Source organism: Methanocalculus alkaliphilus (assembly GCF_024170505.1).
Lineage (GTDB): Archaea > Halobacteriota > Methanomicrobia > Methanomicrobiales > Methanocorpusculaceae > Methanocalculus > Methanocalculus alkaliphilus.
In genome coordinates this window covers 17,928-35,493 of sequence record NZ_JALJYG010000011.1, presented here as the reverse complement: position 1 = coordinate 35,493, position 17,566 = coordinate 17,928, and the positions used below count along the sequence as shown (strand labels likewise).

The following is a 17,566-nucleotide window of genomic DNA, read 5'->3' as shown; positions in this document are numbered from 1 at the left end:
ATGCCGGGAACCGACGATGACCTCAGGGAGATGCTCCTTGTCACCTTCAGGGACGAGGCTGACGAGCATCTCTCCGCCATCACCGAGGAGCTGATCGCACTTGAGAGGGGGGAGGGGATCGACCCCGATCTCGCCGAGTCGGTCTACCGGAGGACACACAGCCTGAAGGGGGCCGCACGTGCCATATCGCTTCGGGAGATCGAGTCAGTCTGCCAGCATCTTGAGACGGCACTCTCGGCAGTCCGGAACGGGAGTTTCACCCCTGATGCCGCGGGATATGACCTCTTCCACCGTGCAGTTCACCTGATCCGATCGATCCTCGCCGGCGAGAAGGAGTCGCCGGTTGCCATCATCAGGGAACTCCGGGCAATAAAAGGGGAGAAACCAGTCATTCCGGAGAAGAGACAGGCTGCCACTCCGAACCGGAGTGAGCCGCCACGGCTGCGGGAGACCGGAACCGTCCGGATCGCAAACGAGACCCTTGACCGGCTCATCACCGGATCGGATGAACTCCTCACCACCCGCCTCTCAATGGGCCACAGGATGCGGGAGCTGGATGCGATGATGATCCGGTTCTCGCTCTGGCAATGGACCCATGTCCAGGTCGCCACCGATCTCCGCAGGATCGAGGAGCTCCTCAGAAGCGACAGGGACATGATATACGAGGACTGGGTCGCCCTTGACCGTATCCTGAAGTTCCAGAAGAAGAACCGGGAATTCATCGATTCGCTCAGGCATGATCTCACCACGCATATCCAGGAGAATGCCCGTAATCTCCATATCCTTGAATCAAGCACCCAGGTGATAGCAGATACCATTCATGATGCCGTCCTCCTTCCGGTCTCCCACATCCTTGCCACCTTCCCCGGCTTCATCAGGGAGGTTGCCGGATCCTCGGGGAAACAGGTCGATTTTGCCGTCGACGGGGGGGAGATCGAGATCGACCGCCGTCTCCTTGAGGCGCTGAAGGATCCTCTGACGCATCTCATCAGGAACGCCATCGATCACGGGATCGAGCATCCGGGAACCAGGGTTTCCAAAGGAAAAAGCCCGAAAGGAAGGATTCATATCCGGGTCGTCCCGCTTGCAGGCAGCAGGGTCGGCATCGACATCTCCGATGACGGGAAGGGGATCGATCCCGGTGCAATCAGGAGATCCGCAATAGAGAAGGGATTGCTGACGGAAGAAGAGGCGCACAATCTTTCTGACGATGAGAGCATACGCCTCGTCTTCCGCTCAGGCCTCTCGACCTCACACGATGTGACCGAGCTCTCGGGACGGGGGCTTGGCCTTGCGATCGTCGAGGATGCGGCAACCCGTCTTGGAGGAGATGTCACCATCACCTCAATATCCGGGCAGAACACCTGTGTCCGGATGTATCTCCCGGTCCGGCTCTCAAACTTCCGGGGTGTCGTCGTCTCTGCCGGGAGGAGGAAGTACGTCATCCCGATGCAGCAGGTCCGCCAGGTCATCAGGATGAAACCGGGAGCAGAGGAGGTCCGGATCGGTGATGATCTCATCAGGCTCATCGCCCTTGAACGGGGCCTCGGCGTGAAGCTCCCCCCCATGAAGATCGATCCAAACCACCCGGTTCCGGTCGTCCTTCTTGCATCCGGAGCGGGAAAACTTGGTATCTATGTCGATGAAGTGATCAGGGTCCAGGAGATCGTCGTCAGGTCGCTGGGAAGCCAGCTCCGCCATGTCCGGAGGATCGCCGGTGCCGGGATCCTCGATGACGGAAGTGTGGCACTCGTCATCGACCCGCTCGATCTGATCATCTCGACACTCCCGCGTGGAGAGGGGCGGGGAGGGAGACTGGAGCCTGCAACCGGCCGGGTTCTCGTCGTCGAGGACTCCGTCACCTCACGGGAGTTTCTCCGGGCAATCCTTGAAGATGCCGGGTATTTCGTCGAGTGCGCATACGATGGTGCAGACGCACTCCAAAGACTTAAACAGGAGGAGTTCGATATTGTGATATCCGATGTTGATATGCCACGGGTCAATGGATTCGCTCTCACCGAGGCGATCCGGAGCAGCTCACACCTGTCCTCCCTGCCCGTGGTTCTTGTGACATCACTCGACTCGCCAGGTGATCAGGAATATGGGATACATCTCGGTGCAGATGCCTACATTATCAAGAGTATGTTTGAAAAGGATGCATTTCTCAGGGTGGTCAGGGACGTGAGCAGGCATGAGGCATAATCCGGGAGATACACGGCTCCTCGTCGTCGAGGACAGCCCGACACAGGCAGAATATATCCGGCAGATCCTTCTCCGGGCTGGGTACCGTGTCACAACTGCCATCGACGGAAAGGCTGCACTCACCTGTGTCGAGGCAGAACCGCCTGATCTCATCATCAGCGATATCGTGATGCCGGGGATGGATGGCTATACGCTCTGCCGTGAGATACGGGACTGCTGGGGAATCCCGGTCATCCTCCTCACCCAGCTCTTCGATCCCGAGGATATCGTCCGCGGCCTCGCATGCGGTGCTGTGAACTTCATCATCAAGCCCTTCGATGCCGACTACCTCGTCGATACCGTCGCCGATGTCCTCGGTGCCGGGAGGCTCCAGAATATCATCTCCAGAAACGGTGAGGTGGATGCGATCTTTGGGAAGAAGACCTACACCATCACCGCTGAGAAGGCTCAGATCCTTCGGGTGCTCATCTCAACCTATGCGACTGCCGTCAGAAAGAATATCGAACTGCAGGAGGCACGGGACGAACTCTACGGAATGAATGAACAGCTCCAGGAGTTTGTTGAGGAGCTGCATCAGACAAACGACGACCTTCAGCATGAGATCGATGAGCGGCAGCGGATCGAGGATGCACTCATCGATGCCCATGAGAAACTCCATCTCCTCACAAGCATCACCCGGCATGATATCAGAAACCATCTCACCGTCATCGAAGGGTTTGTCGAGCTCGCGTCTTCTGATGACCGGCCGGTATCCCCCGAGGCGGCCTTCATTCGGATCCGTGAGGCAGCCCACCGGATTGGGAAGATCATCGAGTTTACCGGGAACTATCAGGAGATCGGGTCATGCGATCGGGAATGGCTGAATCTCCGTGATCTGGCAGGGGATGCCACGGCACTCATCGATCTTAATGGCATATCTGTCACTTCCAGCCTTCCGGATATCGAGATCCTCGCAGATCCATTAATGGAGACGGTGATCGCAACCATCATTGAAAATGCCATCCGCCATGGGAAGAAGATTACAAGAATCCATCTCACCGCTGATATCGGGGAAGACCTCCGTATCAGGATCACCGATGACGGGATCGGAATACCCCAAAGTAAGAAAGAGCGGATCTTTGAGCAGGGGTATGGAGAAAATACCGGCCTTGGACTCTTCCTCGCATCCAGGATACTGGCGACATGCGAGTTTGGGATATCCGAGACCGGAACGTACGGGGAAGGTGCCTCTTTTGAGATCAGGATTCCCACGGAACGGTTTCGATAGGAGGAGAGGTTGATGAAGCACATTCTCATCGTCGAGGACAGTACAACCCAGACAGAGTATCTCAGACGGATCATCGAGGGGGACGGGTACCGCGTCACCACCGCTGCCGATGGAGATACGGCACTCGGACTGATACCGGACGACCCCCCGGATCTGGTGCTGAGCGATATCGTGATGCCGGGAATGGACGGCTATGAGCTCTGCCGCCGGATAAAAGAGATGAGTACGATACCGGTATTCCTCGTCACCCAGCTCTTTGATCCCGAGGATGTCATCCGGGGGGTTGCATGCGGTGCAGACAACTTCATCATCAAGCCCTTCGATCCGGCGTTCATCCTTGCACGGGTCAGAGATGTCTTTCTGAAAGGCGAGGAGGAGGAGGGCGACGAGCTCACGATCACAATCGCGGATCGAACCTACACCATCACCGCCGGGAGGAAGACGATCCTCGATATCCTCCTTTCGACCTATGCGATTGCTGTCCGGAAGAATGCGGATCTCGAAGAGGCGAGGGACGAACTCTATGGACTGAATGAACAGCTTCAGGAGAAGAACGAAGACCTCAAGGCAGAGATCGCCCAGCGTGAGCGTGCCGAGGGGGCCCTTGCGGAAGCCCACCGGAAACTGACCCTTCTCACAAGCATCACCCGCCACGGACTCCTGACACAGCTCTCCTCGATACAGGAGTCGCTTGAATATGCAGAGAGGGTCCTTGACCGCGAGCCAGGGGCGGCTCATGATCATCTCCGGACAGCAACGGGAGGTATCGACCGGGCAATCCAGACGACCCGGTTCACCCAGGAGTACCAGAAGATCGGGGAGAGCCAGCCCGAATGGATCCGTTTTCCTGAGATTCTCCCCCACGATACCGGCGGTGTGGGGGTTGATACAAAGGTTCCGGATGATCTCTACCTCTATCTCGATCCTGTGGCTGAGAAGGCGGTCTGGGCAATCATCACCGATGCCGCCCGGAGGAAGGCAGAAAGAGTGGCGATCAGCTACTCCGGGGAGAGGGATACAGGGGTGATCACCATCGAGGATGACGGCATCGGTATTCCCCTCGCCGGAAAGGATGCCCTCTTCTCCTATGAACTTGGGATCGGGAAGGCCTTCTCCCTCTTCATGGCACGGGAGGCGCTGGCAATCACCGGAATTGACCTTACTGAGACGGGGGAGCCCCGGCAGGGGGGGCGGTTTGAGATCCGCTGCCCGGCAGGATCGATCCGGCACAGACCAAAATAGAAGAGGAGAGCCATGCGGAGCCACCCATTCTTCACCGAACCGGTCGAGCAGCGGCGTATCATCATTATTCTTGCCGCCATCACCATCACGCTTGCCGCAAATATCATCGGTCTCCTTCAGGGGATCACCTATGTCTTCCCCCATCTCCTCTATCTCCCGATCCTCCTTGCCGGCTACTGGTATCCGAGGCATGGGACCGCCATCGCTCTCCTCATTGCAGCCCTCTATGCAGGTGCGGCCCTCCTCCTCACCCCTCCGGAGCTCATCACCACCATCTCCATCCTTGCACGGGCGGCGGTCTTTATCGCCATCGGGCTCGTCGTCTCATTCCTGACGATCAGGCTGCGCCAGTCCGAGGAGCAGCTCCATGACCTCATCGAGTTCCTTCCTGACGCCACCTTCGCCATCGACCGGGAGGGGCGGGTCATCGCATGGAACCGTGCCATCGAGAAGCTGACCGGGGTTCCGAAGATGAAGATCATCGGAAAGGGTGAATCTGCGTATGCTGTGCCATTCTATGGAGAGAAGCGGCCGATCCTCATCGATTATGCACTCAGGAGAGATCCTGCTATAGAAGCATTATATGAGGGGGTATCAAGGAACGGCGATGCCTTCGAGGCGGAGGTGATCGCACCCATGCTCCATGACGGCCGGGGAGCCCATCTCAGATGTGTCGCAACCCCGCTCTATGACTCCGGCCGGGAGATCGCTGGTGCGGTCGAGTCGATTCGTGATATAACCGGCGAGGTGATGGCACGATCCGCCCTGAGAAACACGAACCGGCAGCTGAAGACCATTAGCGGGATCATCCGTCATGGCCTCTCAAAACGGCTTGAGGAGCTGTACCGTCATCTGACCATCGGGAGCATGCAGATCAGTGATCCCGCCTCCCTCTCGGTCCTCAGAAAGATCGAGGGGTCGGCAGACGGGATACGGAGGCAGATCGCCATATCACGGGACTTCCGGGAGATCGGAGCCATTCCCCCTGTCTGGATCCCGGTCCAGGAAGCCGTGCATGAGGCGGCTGCCCGGCTTGATACCAAAGGAATGGTAGTCCATGCCTGGACGGAACGGCTCTCCATCTTCTCAGACCCGCATCTCCGGACCGCCATCTCGCACCTGATAGAGAATGCACGTGCGGCAGGGGCGACCGCCCTCCTTGTCACCTACCAGATCCGGGAGGACGGATGCGCCATCATCCTTGAGGATAACGGAACCGGCATCGCCGATGATGAGAAGGAGAGGCTCTTTGCGGAGAATATCGAGCGATCAGGCCACGGTCTCTTCCTTGCCCGTGAGATCCTTGGGATCACCGGGATCGGCATTCATGAGGAAGGGGAGAGCGGCCGCGGGGCACGGTTCGTCCTGACGGTCCCGCCGGAAGGATACCGGATTATGTAACGGGGAGGAAGAATGGATCCACGACGTATTCTCATCGACATCAAGGGGGAGAGACAGGATATTGCCGGATGGATTGCGATGATTCCGGGTGTCCGCGAGGTGATATGGCAGGCGGAAGACGCAGCTGATCTTCCGGGGATCCGGGTTTTGGATCCCGAAGCGGCAGCAGAGGCGACCCTTATCATCACGGAACCGGGCGGGGAGCATCTCCGGGACCCCGTCGATCTCCTCATCATCCCATCAGATCTGAAGGAAGGGGAACGGCTCATCACCGACCGGCCTCTCCTGTGCGTCTTCTCTGAGAGGGGGGCAGCAGATGCCGCCGCAACATTCCTTGATCAGCAGTACCCCCCCGAGATCATCCTCCTTGCCGAGAGGGGGAGTGACCAGGAGATACGGCTGCATGCACCCCGTGCATCCATCACCAGTGAAATGATGACGGGGGATCTCACCATCGATATCCTCCGTCTCGCCGCCGCGTATGATCCGACGCTGATCGTCATCCCGAAACGGATCCCGGATCCGGCGGCGATCCTCAAAGCCGGGGTTCCGGTCTTCATCCCCTATCTCAGGGGAGGGGCTGCCGAGGTCCGCGAGATCCGATCTGATGAATTCCCGGCTGCAGATACCGTCTGGATCGACTATCACGGAACAACCGGTGACCCCGCAGTGGACCGGATATTTGCCGCATTTGAAGGGGATGCAATCGTCTCCCTCGCCCGGTGCAGGCGGCATCCGGACGGGTATGAGGTGGATGCGGTCTTCACCCCGGAGAGCCACCGTGGCCGTGGGCTCTCCCGGCAGGTGATGACGGCCCTCATCGAGGCATGCTATAATGATGAGCTGACGATGTATGCGGTTGTCCATCTGAAGAAGTTCTATGGGGAGTTTGGGTTCGTCCCGATCCCTGAAGGGGATCTTCCTGCTTCGGTCCGCGAACGGTACCTCTGGGCAGCAGGCAATATGGAGGGTGCCGAGGTGGCTCCGATGCGCCGAAGCCCGCAGAGGCCTGCTATTCTGCAGGAGTCGATATCCATAAATAGGTAGCCTCCCAAATCTGGAGATCATGCAGGTGCCTGATGCGGGGGATCTCCCGGTCTTAAAGGCGATCGCCCTCCTCGGAGGATGCCGCGGCCCGGTCCGGATATCGACGCAGAGCCTCGGCTCCACCCTTGGGACGAGCCCACAGACCATATCCCGCCGTTTAAAAGCTCTTGAATCGGCTGGATTCATCAGCCGGACGGTCGATCCCTCGGGCCAGTCGGTGACGGTGGCGAAGGCGGGCGAGGAGGTTCTCAGGAGGGAGCATGCCGAATACTGCCGGATCTTCTCCCGCGTCGGCGGACACTTCATCCTCCAGGGGACGATCATCTCGGGTCTCGGTGAGGGGCGGTACTATATGTCCCTGCCCCATTACCGGGAGCAGTTCAGGATGAACTGCGGGTTTGAGCCCTTCCCGGGGACATTAAACATCAGGCTGAACCAGCAGAGCATTCCCATACGCAAGAGGCTGGAGTCGCTCGAATGGGTAACCATCCCGGGTTTTTCAGATGAACACAGGACATTTGGTGAGGCTCGCTGCCTCCCATGCAGGATTGAGGGGATCCCCTGTGCACTCATCGTTCCCGGCAGGACACATTATCCTGAGGATATCATTGAGCTGATCTCAGGTGTCTCCATCAGGGGCGAACTCGGGCTTGACGATAACGATACCATCGATGTGGAGGTCGGATATGATGCATGAAGCAATAACAGCACTAAAAGAGGGACGTTTTGTCCTTATCTATGACTTTGACAACCGTGAGCGTGAGACCGATCTTGTGATCCGATCCGATACCATTCGGCACAGCGACATCCTCAGGATGCGAAAGGACGGGGGCGGCCTGATCTGTACTGCAGTCCACCCGGATGCGGCAAAGGCACTCGGTCTCCCGTTCGCCTCGGATGTATTCTCCCGCTGCGGGGAGCTTGGGGAGAGGGAAGGGGAGATCCCCTATGACCGGAAGAACCACTCCTCCTTCTCCCTCTGGGTGAACCACAGGGAGACCTACACCGGGATCACCGACCATGACCGTGCCCTCACCATCTCCAAGGTTGCTGAACATGTCCATGCGGCGATGAACGGCGGCGGCCTCCCCCCGTTTGGAAAGGAGTTCCGGACACCCGGCCACTCTGCCCTCCTCCGTGCCGCTGACGACCTGCTGGATCAGCGGCAGGGGCAGACCGAGCTCTCCATCGCCCTCGCCCTGATGGCAGGGGTCACCCCTGCGGTCACGGTCTGTGAGATGCTTGATGATGAGACCGGCAACGCCCTTGAGAAGGAGAAGGCACGGGCCTATGGAGAGGAGCACGGGTTCCCGTTTGTGACCGGGGATGAGATCATCGAGGCGTGGCAGGTCTGGAAGAACTCGCAGTCACCGTAGGGCTACCATACGCCATACATCCCTTAACCAGGGATAGAGCAGACGTACTATTGGTTCAGAGAGGGAATCTCTCCACAAAAAAGAATTTATTGTCTGATGGCCGTCAGGGCATCATAGACCATCTTTTTATAGGATGCAAGGTTGGGGTTGTACTCAGCCCGTGCCGTCTCCGCATCCTTGCTGTCGCCAAATGCATCGATCCGGTCAAGGGTCGCCTGGGCAGTATCAAGGACCCAGATATCCCGGATATCCCGGTCAACCGGGGTGACCGTCTCGGCCCGTATCGAGATGAGGACCTTCCCGTCCGGGGTCTCATAGGCGTTTGGTTTTCCAACGACCGCAACAAAGGCGGGGGGTTCGATCTTTGCGACCTGCTGCATCGCCTCGGGCTGATAGGATCCGGCGGTGATGAAGAACGTCCCGGAGGGATCGGCGACCCGTGCCCGGTACATACTGTGCTGTTCTCCGACACGCTCCTTCTGGGTGAGGGAACCAACGATGAAGACCCGGTTGCACCGTTCCCCGGTGGGGAGGAGGAGATAGGTCGGGCTCTTCTCGTCATCACCGACACGGAAAGAGTGGCGGGCATCACGCATCTCTGCTGCAAAGACCCGCTTTGCAGGTTCGCGGACATAATTCTGGAATCGCTCGGTCATTCCATGTCACCTCCGGCACGGTTGATAAGAGCAGTATGCCTGGCCGGATCAAAGAAGAGCCATTTCGCTTCATTTGCAATGAAGAGCCCTTCAAACTCACGGCCGGTGACGGTGAGGTACCTGCCGAGGGCTCTTTCACCAAGCTGCCGGGCAACCTCGTCGGCACCAAGCGGCTGGTTCTCGGCGATATCCTGCGCCTCGGCAAGGGTCATCGAGAAGAGCCCTTCTACTGCTTCCCGCTGGATGAGGAGGTTATGGGCGGTATGGCCGTCATCCAGTGTACCCCGGATCCGGAGATCATACCTGAAGCCGGGCTGGAACTCATGAACCGGGCAGAAGTTCTGCCTCGAGAGGACACGGCTGCATCCTTCAACCGGGCAGCGTTTGACGATGCCGGAGCCGGATGCGATATGGACGAGAGCTCCCGGGATCGTTTTGCCGCCACGGGAGACCTCGATATCAGCATCCTCGTCCGGGAGGGGGGTTGCATGGGTCAGATCAAGAGAGAGCCTCCCGTTATACTCCTCAACAGCGGCATAGAAGAAGGTATAGACGATATTCTCCTGGATCTGCTCAACACCCTCGCCATCCCAGATGACGAACTTTATCACACCGGTCTCATCCCCGACCAGGCCGGTCTGGAGCATCCGGTCGCTTCTGCTCTCCCACTCCTGTGCTCGTTTCACCCTGACGGTTGCTATACCGGGGGTGAGATCAGCAACCGGGGTTGCCGGAGGCGGGGGGAGGAACCGATCCTCGACCGGACTGACGACCGCATCCTGATTGATGGAGATCCGTGGAGCACCCCGGAATATCCCCTTCGTCGCACCTTCGATGGCATACCAGTTCCCCTGCTCCAGTGCCGGGATTTGGGCATCTCCCCAGATGGTAAATGCATATGCACCATCCGGGGTTGCGATGATGCCGCTCTCCCGAACAGTCTCGGAGCCGACATGGCGGACAGAGATGATCTTCCCTTCAAACCTGGACATGGGCTCCTCAGATCCGGCAGGTCCGGCAGAAACAGCGATCTCTGAATCCACAGGCGTACAGGATGCCGAATCGATGGTGAGGGAGAGGCGGCCGTTATACTCCTCAACAGGAACGTAGGCGAAGGTATAGGCCGTATCAGGCTCAAGCTTCCGGTCGCTGTCACCCTTCCAGATGACGAACTTCACCGTCCCGCTCTCGTCCCCGAGGAGTCCGGTCTGGAGCATCCGGTCATGGCGGACCTCCCAGTCCTGGACAATCTTTGCGGTGACTGAAGCAATGCCGGGGCGGAGATCGGCAATCCTGGTGATCTCCGGGGTGAGAGGACGATCTTCGTTGATCGGAGTGACCGTCGTTCCCGCATGAATCTTCAGGTTGGATAATCCCCGGAACTCATCGACGACTGCGCTTTCAAGCCTGAACCATTCCCCGACTTTGAGGAGGGCCGGAGCATTCTTTGCAAAGATAACGAACCTGACGGCACCGGTGTCATCAGCGATCACCCCGGTCTGGGCGACTGCCGGTGAGGGGGGTTCTGTCACCGAGACGACCTTTCCTTCCACCGTCACCCATTCGCCGGGGACGAGTGTTCCGATGCCGACGGCATCCGAAGAGGGTGCGGACGGCTTTGGCTGCTCAATGCCATGCTCCTTAAATGTGTCCTGCAGAATTGTCCGTTCCGCTTCGGATGGCGGCACGCCAAACTCGGTGACGAGGCGGTTGATCTTCGATGCGATCTTCTCCGGCCGGGGTTCGATCCCCTGTGCCTTCAGTTTTTGGGAGATTCTTGCAATGATATCATCTGTTTCCATAATGATCTCCAACATTCCATAGGTACGGTTTGGATATAAACCCCCAAGACCGGGGGGTGAAAGTGAACCATGATATAGGTGTCAGATCAACATGATCTTCTATGTCGATCACCGTCGATTCAACAATCATGGAGCTTATTCAGGCGAAGCCGGAATCAGCAGCAATACTTCAGAACTTTGGTATGGGATGCCTCGGATGCGCCATCGCACACAGCGAGACGATCCGCGAAGCAGCAGTCGTTCATGGCATTCCACTCGAGGAGCTTGCCAACGCCCTTGGTATCGCAATCGAATAAAATTATTTTTTCCTTCGGAGGGCCTTCAGTTCGCTGAGGGATGCCTCAGGATTTTTCGTCAGGTGCCGCACAACCTCCGGCTCATGGTTGAGCGTACAGTTTGTGCAGGCCCAGACCTTCCCCCCGGATGAGCTCTCCACCCAGTCGCCGAGGGTCTCATCACCGCACGGGTACAGGGGGCAGTAGCAGAAGTCGCACCGCTGGCCTTCAAAATGGCAGGGATAATAGGGGCAGTTCTTCTTCGACCACTCGACCCATGCCCCGCCGTTGAAGCGGCTGTAGATGAAGAACGCCGGTTCATCCGCAGGAACCCTCCCCTCATGGCGGTCGAGGGCGACGGATACCCCTTTTCGAACAGCGCTCATGATCCGCTCACCCGCAGGGGAGACCGGACCCGCATAGCTGTGAACGGCCTCGCCCTCCGAAGCGACGATGATCGCATCCGTCGTCGTTCCGGTGAAGGATCGGCCCAGATCCCGGAGTGCCAGAACCTTCGCCTCGGTGATGGTGATAAACGCACCGAGGAGGGCGGCAGGGGTGAAACCTTCGCTGCTGGTGACGATGACATTGATGGTGCCAGGCCCCTCCGGTGTCGGATGGGTCACCCCGGCGGTGATGAAGAACGTCAGGAAATCGTATCTCAGGACGACGAGGTGGCGCATCGGAACCGCAGTCATCAGGCCAAAGGAGCGGTCGGAGAGGCCATGGGAAGCACGCAGGAGAGAGAGGGTGCGCTCCGGCTCGTCCGCCGAGTACCCATGAGGAACAGTATGGTTGAGGAGCGTCGTCACGTCTGCAAGACCGCCCCCCACCCCCGAACTTGCGGCAAGGAACGCCCCCCTGATCAGGAGAGTCTCACCACGGAGATAATATCTCATCCGATATCGTAATGGGCGCGATCCTTGAGCTCCTGCTGCTTTGCCGCATTCCATCCCCCGACATCCGAGAGATAGCCGGTGATCCGCGAGATCTGGGAGACATCATGGGATCCGCAGTCCGGGCAGATGGCGGCACCGCAGAGCGGACAGTAGGCGAGCGACTCGATGATATCATGGGGGCAGTGGCAGTGATCGACCGGGCACATCTGCTGGAGGATCGCCTCCCCGCAGGCAGGACACGGCTCCTCATCCACAATATGGTGGCAGGTATGGCATTTGTACCGCCTCTCTTCGACCGGGATATCGTCAAGAGCGCTGTACTTCTCAATCGCCTTCTTCTGTTCCTCTGTCCAGTGCATGCGGAGTAGTTGGAGGATGGAGGATAAAAGTCTGATCCTCGGGTACTCTCCCGCCGGAAGAGGGGATCACAGAAGATAGATTGCGATAATCACGAGGAGAAATATCACCGCCAGAATCCGGATCCAGAGGGGTATATCGAGCCTCGTCTCTGGCTGGTCATTGCGCCTCTCCGGGACCGGCATCGGCTCGTCACTCTCGACGACGAAGGTCCCCTGATACCCGCACTTCTTGCACCGGTACTCGGAGCCTGCATACCCGCCAATCGTCCGGAAGAGATCCTCACTTCCGCATGAGGGGCATCGGAGCATACACGAAACTGGAACGGGAGAAGGCTTCAACCTTCCCCAGAGGGGAAAGGTGTGCCTCAGAGTGACTCATAGGGTTCATCACCCACCGGAGAAGCCGGTGTCAGGACGAGATTCTCTTCATCGGCACCCGGCGGTTCACCGGCAGCGATCCCGGTACTCTCTGGCCGCAGCAGCAGGATCCGCAGCTCCATAGATGGCACGGCCGACGATGACCCCATCAACGAGCGCCTTCACATCCTCGGGTGCGGCACCCTGTGCACCGACACCCGGCGAATAGATCTTCTTTCCCCCGATGATCTCACGGAGTGCCGCCACACGGGCAGGCCGGGTCGCCGGGGCGATGATCCCGTCTGCACCCGCATCGACCGCCATAGCACTGAACCGCTCGGCCACCCCGCCCGAGAACCATTCCGCACCACCCGGATGGCTCATCTCACAGACGACGAAACATTCGCCGCCATGCGCATGGGCAGAGGCGACACAGGCTTCAAGCGAGTCGCCTCCCGGAAAGGCATGGCAGATGACGGCAGAGCATCCGGCAGCAAAGACCTGATCACAGATGAGGGTGTTCGTATTTGGGATATCCGCCACCTTGAAGTCCGCGATCACCGGGACTCCGAGGGCAGCGATCTCGCCGGCAACAGATAGCCCGGCTCCAAGGACGAGCGGGTAGCCGATCTTGATGGCATCGAGATGATCTGCCGTCAGTGATGCGATCCGGAGGGCCTCCTCCCGTGAGGTGGCATCGAGGGCGAGGATAAGAGCGCTCATGCCGCCAGCCTCTCAAGTGTTGCCGCAATAAGGAGCGGGAGGGTGATCGTCGCATCGCCATAGACCGTCACGGCACGGGCCTCCTCGGTGATCTTTCCCCAGGACCGTGCCTCGTCAAGCGTCGCCCCCGACAAACCGCCGAGATCGGGGCGATCCCCGGTGAGCTGGACCGCATAGGTAAAGCCGTTCTCTGTCATCAGCATACTCTGGAGGATGAAGTTCTTTGGAACACCACCGCCGACGATGAATGCCCCGGCCTTCTCTGCGGCAAAACAGCGGTTCATCAGGGGTTTCATATCCGCAAAGGCATCGATGGTCACCTTGTTCGTCTGGGAGAAGAGCCAGTACTGAAGGCCGATCATCGAGTCCTGGACTGCCGGGCAGTAGACCGGGATCTCCTTCCTCGCCGCGGTAGCGAGGATGCCGGAGTCGAGGGAGCCCCCGATCCTCCGGAGGAGATCACTGATCGAGAGGACGGAACCATCAGGAAGATCGCTGTACACCCCCTGCATATACTCCTCAAACTCCTCAAACGCCTCGGTCGGGAGATAGACATCATAGATACGGTTGATCTCATCATGCCGGAGATCAACATCATCACAGATCTCGGTCCCATGGTAGTGATGGCAGCCGATCGCCTCGATGACGTCATGTGTCAGGTTCGCACCCGTTGAGACGAGGATATCAATATACCCGGCATCCAGGAGATCTGAGACGATACCGCCCATACCCGCTGGAACCATCGCCCCTGCAAGGCCGAAGAACCGGGTCGTTGCCGGATCGGTAAACATCCTCTCGGTGATCGAGACCGCCTCTGCAAGCGATCCCCCGTTATAGGCGCCCGCCCCCCCCATCGCATCCACAAGCTCCCCGACCGTCATCCCGGGCCGGAGGTGGATCTGTGTGACCGCGTCAGAACACTTCTGTGACATCAGTACTCAACCCTGGTACCGTTGGTACTCGCAGACCATAAGTACCACACCTCAGAAGAGAGTGAGACGAAGGGGGCTATCAGGAAAGTTTGTCGCCGGAGTAGCGGTAGAGATGAGATGGCACCTGGATCACAAACCTCGCACCCTCACCATAGACACCCTCCTCCGAGATGCTCATCCCGCTGATCGCAAGGATCTCACAGGCAAGGAAGAGACCAAGCCCGGTATTCTTTCCAACACCCCGATCAAATATCCGGCTCTTCTCCTCCGGGGGTATCCCGATACCGTCATCCTCACAAAGGATGGAGAGCCCGCCACCTGTGATTTCGGCGGAAACACGGATACGGGTAACCTTCTCCCCATGGCGGATGGCGTTGTCGATACAGGTGGCGATCACCTTCTCAAAAAGCGGATCAGCCAGGATCTCAACCCCGGGGAGATCAGTCGCCATCAGAACACCGCCGTTATCCACAGAGTCGACTGCCCGGACCACCGTCATCGGCAGGTCCTGCCAGGAGAAGCCATGGGATCCTATCTCCTGGTAATCATGGGAAAATTCAACCATCTCGAGGATTCGCCCAATTGTATCTTTAATCTTTGAAAAACCATCATTTTGCGGGAGAATAGGATCGGGGCCCTCCATCAGGTCGAGGTATCCAAGGATCGTGCCAAGACGGTTCCTCAGGTCATGCCGGGTCATCGACGAGAGAAGTGCCAGTTTGGTGTTAAGATGGCGGATTGAGTCCTCCATCTTCCGTCGATCGGTGATATCGGTGATGAACCCCTCGCTGTACCCGGGAGAGCCATCCTCTTCGTACACAACCGTCCCCCGTTCCCAGACCCATCGGATATCGCCGTCAGAGCGCCGGATCGGATACTCTCCCTCAAAGATCCCCTTCGTCCGTATCATCTCCATCCACGCATTCCAGAGCCGTTCCCGATGATCCGGGAGGATGATATCATTCCATGAGAGCACCCGGTTGCCGATGAACTCATCAGGCGCATACCCGGTGAGAGACCGGCATCCTTCTGAGATGAACCGCATCGTCCAGTCGCGGTCGATATCACAGCGGTACACCATACCGGGAATATGAGAGAGGAGATGGTTGATCTCATCCTCATGCCGTTTTCGCTCTGAGATGTCGCGAATCACCCCGAGGAGATGCTGACGCCCCTCCATCATCAGGGGACTCACCGTCGCCTCGAGATCGAGGAGGGTGCCGTCGGATCTGAGCCCCTTCCATTCAAAGAACTGAAGTTCACCTTCTTCTGCACGTCCAAGGAGATCGAGAAGGATATCGCGGGATCTCCCTCCGGAAGGCTGAAATTCGGGGGAGAGGGTTCCAGCCTTCCGCCCGATCATCTCGTCACGTGAGAATCCGAAGAACTCCATCGCCCGGAGATTGCAGTCCCGGACGGTCAGGCCATCGAAGAGGAGAAGTGCATCACCCGCCGACTCAAAGAGAAGGTGGCAGTAATCCCCCTTCTCCTGGAGTGATGCTTCTGCCATCCGTGCCTCCGTGACATCAAGAATGGTCACAAGGACGAGATCAGGACGGCCGACATCCCCCATCGGGGTGATGATACACCGATAGTACCGTTCCCCGGCGAGTGTCGGATACGGTGAGTAAACCTCCATCTCCTCCCCGGTCGCAAAGACCTCCCGGAGGCTCGCCTCAAGGGGTTCCATGAGATCGACGGGCATTCCAAGCTCACGCCAGTGGTGGCCAACCATCTCCTCCGGAGTCATCCCGATCTGGGACGCTCCTTTTCTACAGACGTACCGGAACCGGCACTCCCGGTCATAGACATAGAAGTTCACCGGAGTGATATCAAAGATGGTATCAAGGAGGATCTGCTGATCCTTGATCTCGGCAAGGAGGATCTCGCGTTCATGATCCCGTGCGATGACCTCCTCCATCTGCGCTTTGAGTTCTTCATCAACGACGGAGAGGGATTCGTACTGGTTCTGGAGATCCTGTTCCAGGGCGACCCGGTAGCTGATATCCCGGATCGTCTCGATGGCGCCTGACAGCCTTCCGGCATCATCAAAGAGCGGCGTCGCCTTTCCCCAGAGGAAGACCGGATTGCCTCTGGGCTTCGCCTGGGAGGACTCGGCATAGACGGCATGCCCCTCACGCCGGAAAATACTATACCCGAGCCGCTCATCCGTATCCAAAATCAGGCCTGCGGCGATATCGATCAGCATCGGCCGGACAGTCCCATAGATGGGAACGGCATACGCAAAGTCTCCCCGTCCGATCATCTCATCAGCCAGAACTCCGGTCATCTCCTCCATCGCCCGGTTCCAGGTTGTCACATATCCCTGGTCATCGATTGAGAAGGTGGGATCAGGCAATGACGAGATGAGCGTCTCAAACCGCCGTTCAGCCTGGCGGAACGCAACAGAACGGCGGATGGCATTGCCAAGTTCCGCAAACTGGGACTTCGGATCCCCGCCCTTCCGGATGTAGAAATCTGCCCCTTCGTTCAGTGCCCGGATCGCCACCTCCTCCCGTCCCCTTCCGGTGAAGATGACAAACGGGATCGTCATCCCAAACGATCGAACCTGTGAGAGGAGGGCAAGGCCATCCATGAGGGGCATCTCGTAGTCGGAGACGATTGCATCAAAAGGGCCATGAGCCAGTTTTCCCAAGGCTTCGCTCCCGGAGCCTGCTGTTGTTACAGAAAATCCATCACGTTCAAGGAAGAGCCGTGTCACCTCAAGAAGAGCGGGTTCATCATCGACGAGGAGAACGGATGTCATTGAAAAGGGGGGATCTGGAGAGGGGATTTACCCTACTCGAGGAACCACCGCATCGCTTCGGGTGCGTGCGTCTTGATCTCCTGAAGGAAATAGGTCCCAAACTCTGGATCTGAATCATCAATCGCCGCCTGGATCGTCCTGAAGAGCCAGGGTGAGAGATCCGGACCCTTATCCATCGAGTTCATCACAACAACGACCGCCTCGTCAACCTCGGTCCTGCTCTTCCACTTATATGCCATAATCTCAGTTCACCAGAAGGTA

General features: G+C 58.3%; 18 protein-coding genes. 8 read left to right on the top strand and 10 right to left on the bottom strand.

Features of this window, described 5'->3' with window-relative positions; translation table 11 throughout:
• Genes J2T58_RS08265 through ribB form a run of 7 tightly spaced genes read left to right on the top strand, consistent with a single transcriptional unit; the run spans nt 1 to nt 8,535 of the window.
• On the top strand, nt 1-2,202 hold the full coding sequence (locus J2T58_RS08265) for a hybrid sensor histidine kinase/response regulator (RefSeq protein WP_253488722.1): 2,202 nt from the start codon (nt 1-3) through the stop codon (nt 2,200-2,202).
• Nucleotides 2,192-3,469 (top strand): hybrid sensor histidine kinase/response regulator, encoded by a 1,278-nt coding sequence (locus tag J2T58_RS08260; protein ID WP_253488721.1) that lies wholly within the window; start codon nt 2,192-2,194, stop codon nt 3,467-3,469. The genes J2T58_RS08265 and J2T58_RS08260 overlap by 11 nt, the downstream gene beginning before the upstream one ends.
• Before the next feature lie 12 nt (nt 3,470-3,481).
• Nucleotides 3,482-4,711: a hybrid sensor histidine kinase/response regulator gene (locus J2T58_RS08255; protein WP_253488720.1), complete on the top strand. Its 1,230-nt coding sequence runs from the start codon at nt 3,482-3,484 to the stop codon at nt 4,709-4,711.
• Between the two features lie 12 nt (nt 4,712-4,723).
• On the top strand, nt 4,724-6,112 hold the full coding sequence (locus J2T58_RS08250; RefSeq protein ID WP_253488718.1) for a PAS domain S-box protein: 1,389 nt from the start codon (nt 4,724-4,726) through the stop codon (nt 6,110-6,112).
• A 12-nt stretch (nt 6,113-6,124) separates the two neighbouring features.
• The gene (locus tag J2T58_RS08245) at nt 6,125-7,159 is read left to right on the top strand and encodes a GNAT family N-acetyltransferase (protein WP_253488715.1); all 1,035 of its coding nucleotides are present in this window, start codon (nt 6,125-6,127) and stop codon (nt 7,157-7,159) included.
• A 19-nt stretch (nt 7,160-7,178) separates the two neighbouring features.
• Entirely contained in the window at nt 7,179-7,856 is a 678-nt protein-coding gene (locus J2T58_RS08240; RefSeq protein ID WP_253488713.1) for a DUF120 domain-containing protein, read from the top strand.
• Entirely contained in the window at nt 7,846-8,535 is a 690-nt protein-coding gene (ribB, locus tag J2T58_RS08235) for a 3,4-dihydroxy-2-butanone-4-phosphate synthase (RefSeq protein ID WP_253488711.1), read from the top strand. Before J2T58_RS08240 ends, ribB begins: the two co-directional genes overlap by 11 nt.
• An 86-nt stretch (nt 8,536-8,621) precedes the next feature.
• Here ribB and J2T58_RS08230 read toward each other — a convergent pair whose 3' ends face one another.
• The gene (locus J2T58_RS08230) at nt 8,622-9,191 is read right to left on the bottom strand and encodes an RPA family protein (protein ID WP_253488710.1); all 570 of its coding nucleotides are present in this window, start codon (nt 9,189-9,191) and stop codon (nt 8,622-8,624) included.
• A complete protein-coding gene (locus J2T58_RS08225; protein ID WP_253488709.1) occupies nt 9,188-10,993 on the bottom strand; it encodes a hypothetical protein in 1,806 nt (601 codons plus the stop codon). Before J2T58_RS08225 ends, J2T58_RS08230 begins: the two co-directional genes overlap by 4 nt.
• A 101-nt stretch (nt 10,994-11,094) precedes the next feature.
• Here J2T58_RS08225 and J2T58_RS08220 point away from each other — a divergent pair, with 101 nt between their 5' ends.
• Entirely contained in the window at nt 11,095-11,289 is a 195-nt protein-coding gene (locus tag J2T58_RS08220; protein ID WP_253488708.1) for a DUF1858 domain-containing protein, read from the top strand.
• 2 nt (nt 11,290-11,291) lie between these two features.
• On the opposite strand, the gene J2T58_RS08215 is transcribed toward J2T58_RS08220, so the two are convergent.
• The 8 genes from J2T58_RS08215 to J2T58_RS08185 all read right to left on the bottom strand — a co-directional run bounded on the left by J2T58_RS08215 (nt 11,292) and on the right by J2T58_RS08185 (nt 17,544).
• Nucleotides 11,292-12,167 carry an adenosylcobinamide amidohydrolase gene (locus J2T58_RS08215; protein WP_253488707.1) on the bottom strand — a complete coding sequence of 292 codons (876 nt, stop codon included), beginning with the start codon at nt 12,165-12,167 and terminating at the stop codon, nt 11,292-11,294.
• Nucleotides 12,164-12,526, bottom strand: a complete 363-nt coding sequence (gene nrdD / locus J2T58_RS08210) for an anaerobic ribonucleoside-triphosphate reductase (RefSeq protein ID WP_253488706.1) — start codon at nt 12,524-12,526, stop codon at nt 12,164-12,166. The genes J2T58_RS08215 and nrdD overlap by 4 nt, the downstream gene beginning before the upstream one ends.
• 66 nt (nt 12,527-12,592) lie before the next feature.
• On the bottom strand, nt 12,593-12,835 hold the full coding sequence (locus J2T58_RS08205) for a hypothetical protein (RefSeq protein ID WP_253488704.1): 243 nt from the start codon (nt 12,833-12,835) through the stop codon (nt 12,593-12,595).
• Nucleotides 12,836-12,891: 56 nt separating this feature from the next.
• Nucleotides 12,892-13,026, bottom strand: a complete 135-nt coding sequence (locus tag J2T58_RS11125) for a hypothetical protein (RefSeq protein ID WP_301287519.1) — start codon at nt 13,024-13,026, stop codon at nt 12,892-12,894.
• Complete coding sequence (gene pyrF / locus J2T58_RS08200; protein WP_253488702.1) at nt 12,971-13,606, bottom strand: orotidine-5'-phosphate decarboxylase; 636 nt, start codon at nt 13,604-13,606, stop codon at nt 12,971-12,973. The genes J2T58_RS11125 and pyrF overlap by 56 nt, the downstream gene beginning before the upstream one ends.
• Nucleotides 13,603-14,538, bottom strand: a complete 936-nt coding sequence (locus J2T58_RS08195) for a deoxyhypusine synthase (protein ID WP_253488700.1) — start codon at nt 14,536-14,538, stop codon at nt 13,603-13,605. Before J2T58_RS08195 ends, pyrF begins: the two co-directional genes overlap by 4 nt.
• Nucleotides 14,539-14,617: 79 nt before the next feature.
• Nucleotides 14,618-17,305 carry a hybrid sensor histidine kinase/response regulator gene (locus J2T58_RS08190; RefSeq protein WP_253488698.1) on the bottom strand — a complete coding sequence of 896 codons (2,688 nt, stop codon included), beginning with the start codon at nt 17,303-17,305 and terminating at the stop codon, nt 14,618-14,620.
• A 32-nt stretch (nt 17,306-17,337) separates the two neighbouring features.
• Nucleotides 17,338-17,544, bottom strand: a complete 207-nt coding sequence (locus tag J2T58_RS08185; protein ID WP_253488696.1) for a hypothetical protein — start codon at nt 17,542-17,544, stop codon at nt 17,338-17,340.
• Nucleotides 17,545-17,566 lie beyond the last annotated feature (22 nt).

Bases quoted from the DNA above. Each gene is read 5' to 3' on its own strand.
- J2T58_RS08190 (WP_253488698.1), bottom strand. From the start codon at position 17,305: ATGACATCCGTTCTCCTCGTCGATGATGAACCCGCTCTTCTTGAGGTG.
- J2T58_RS08255 (WP_253488720.1), top strand. From the start codon at position 3,482: ATGAAGCACATTCTCATCGTCGAGGACAGTACAACCCAGACAGAGTAT.
- nrdD (WP_253488706.1), bottom strand. From the start codon at position 12,526: ATGCACTGGACAGAGGAACAGAAGAAGGCGATTGAGAAGTACAGCGCT.
- J2T58_RS08185 (WP_253488696.1), bottom strand. From the start codon at position 17,544: ATGGCATATAAGTGGAAGAGCAGGACCGAGGTTGACGAGGCGGTCGTT.
- J2T58_RS08220 (WP_253488708.1), top strand. From the start codon at position 11,095: ATGTCGATCACCGTCGATTCAACAATCATGGAGCTTATTCAGGCGAAG.
- ribB (WP_253488711.1), top strand. From the start codon at position 7,846: ATGATGCATGAAGCAATAACAGCACTAAAAGAGGGACGTTTTGTCCTT.
- J2T58_RS08225 (WP_253488709.1), bottom strand. From the start codon at position 10,993: ATGGAAACAGATGATATCATTGCAAGAATCTCCCAAAAACTGAAGGCA.
- J2T58_RS08195 (WP_253488700.1), bottom strand. From the start codon at position 14,538: ATGTCACAGAAGTGTTCTGACGCGGTCACACAGATCCACCTCCGGCCC.
- J2T58_RS08250 (WP_253488718.1), top strand. From the start codon at position 4,724: ATGCGGAGCCACCCATTCTTCACCGAACCGGTCGAGCAGCGGCGTATC.
- J2T58_RS08215 (WP_253488707.1), bottom strand. From the start codon at position 12,167: ATGAGATATTATCTCCGTGGTGAGACTCTCCTGATCAGGGGGGCGTTC.
- J2T58_RS08265 (WP_253488722.1), top strand. From the start codon at position 1: ATGCCGGGAACCGACGATGACCTCAGGGAGATGCTCCTTGTCACCTTC.
- pyrF (WP_253488702.1), bottom strand. From the start codon at position 13,606: ATGAGCGCTCTTATCCTCGCCCTCGATGCCACCTCACGGGAGGAGGCC.
- J2T58_RS08245 (WP_253488715.1), top strand. From the start codon at position 6,125: ATGGATCCACGACGTATTCTCATCGACATCAAGGGGGAGAGACAGGAT.
- J2T58_RS08205 (WP_253488704.1), bottom strand. From the start codon at position 12,835: ATGCTCCGATGCCCCTCATGCGGAAGTGAGGATCTCTTCCGGACGATT.
- J2T58_RS08240 (WP_253488713.1), top strand. From the start codon at position 7,179: ATGCAGGTGCCTGATGCGGGGGATCTCCCGGTCTTAAAGGCGATCGCC.
- J2T58_RS08260 (WP_253488721.1), top strand. From the start codon at position 2,192: ATGAGGCATAATCCGGGAGATACACGGCTCCTCGTCGTCGAGGACAGC.
- J2T58_RS11125 (WP_301287519.1), bottom strand. From the start codon at position 13,026: ATGGAGCTGCGGATCCTGCTGCTGCGGCCAGAGAGTACCGGGATCGCT.
- J2T58_RS08230 (WP_253488710.1), bottom strand. From the start codon at position 9,191: ATGACCGAGCGATTCCAGAATTATGTCCGCGAACCTGCAAAGCGGGTC.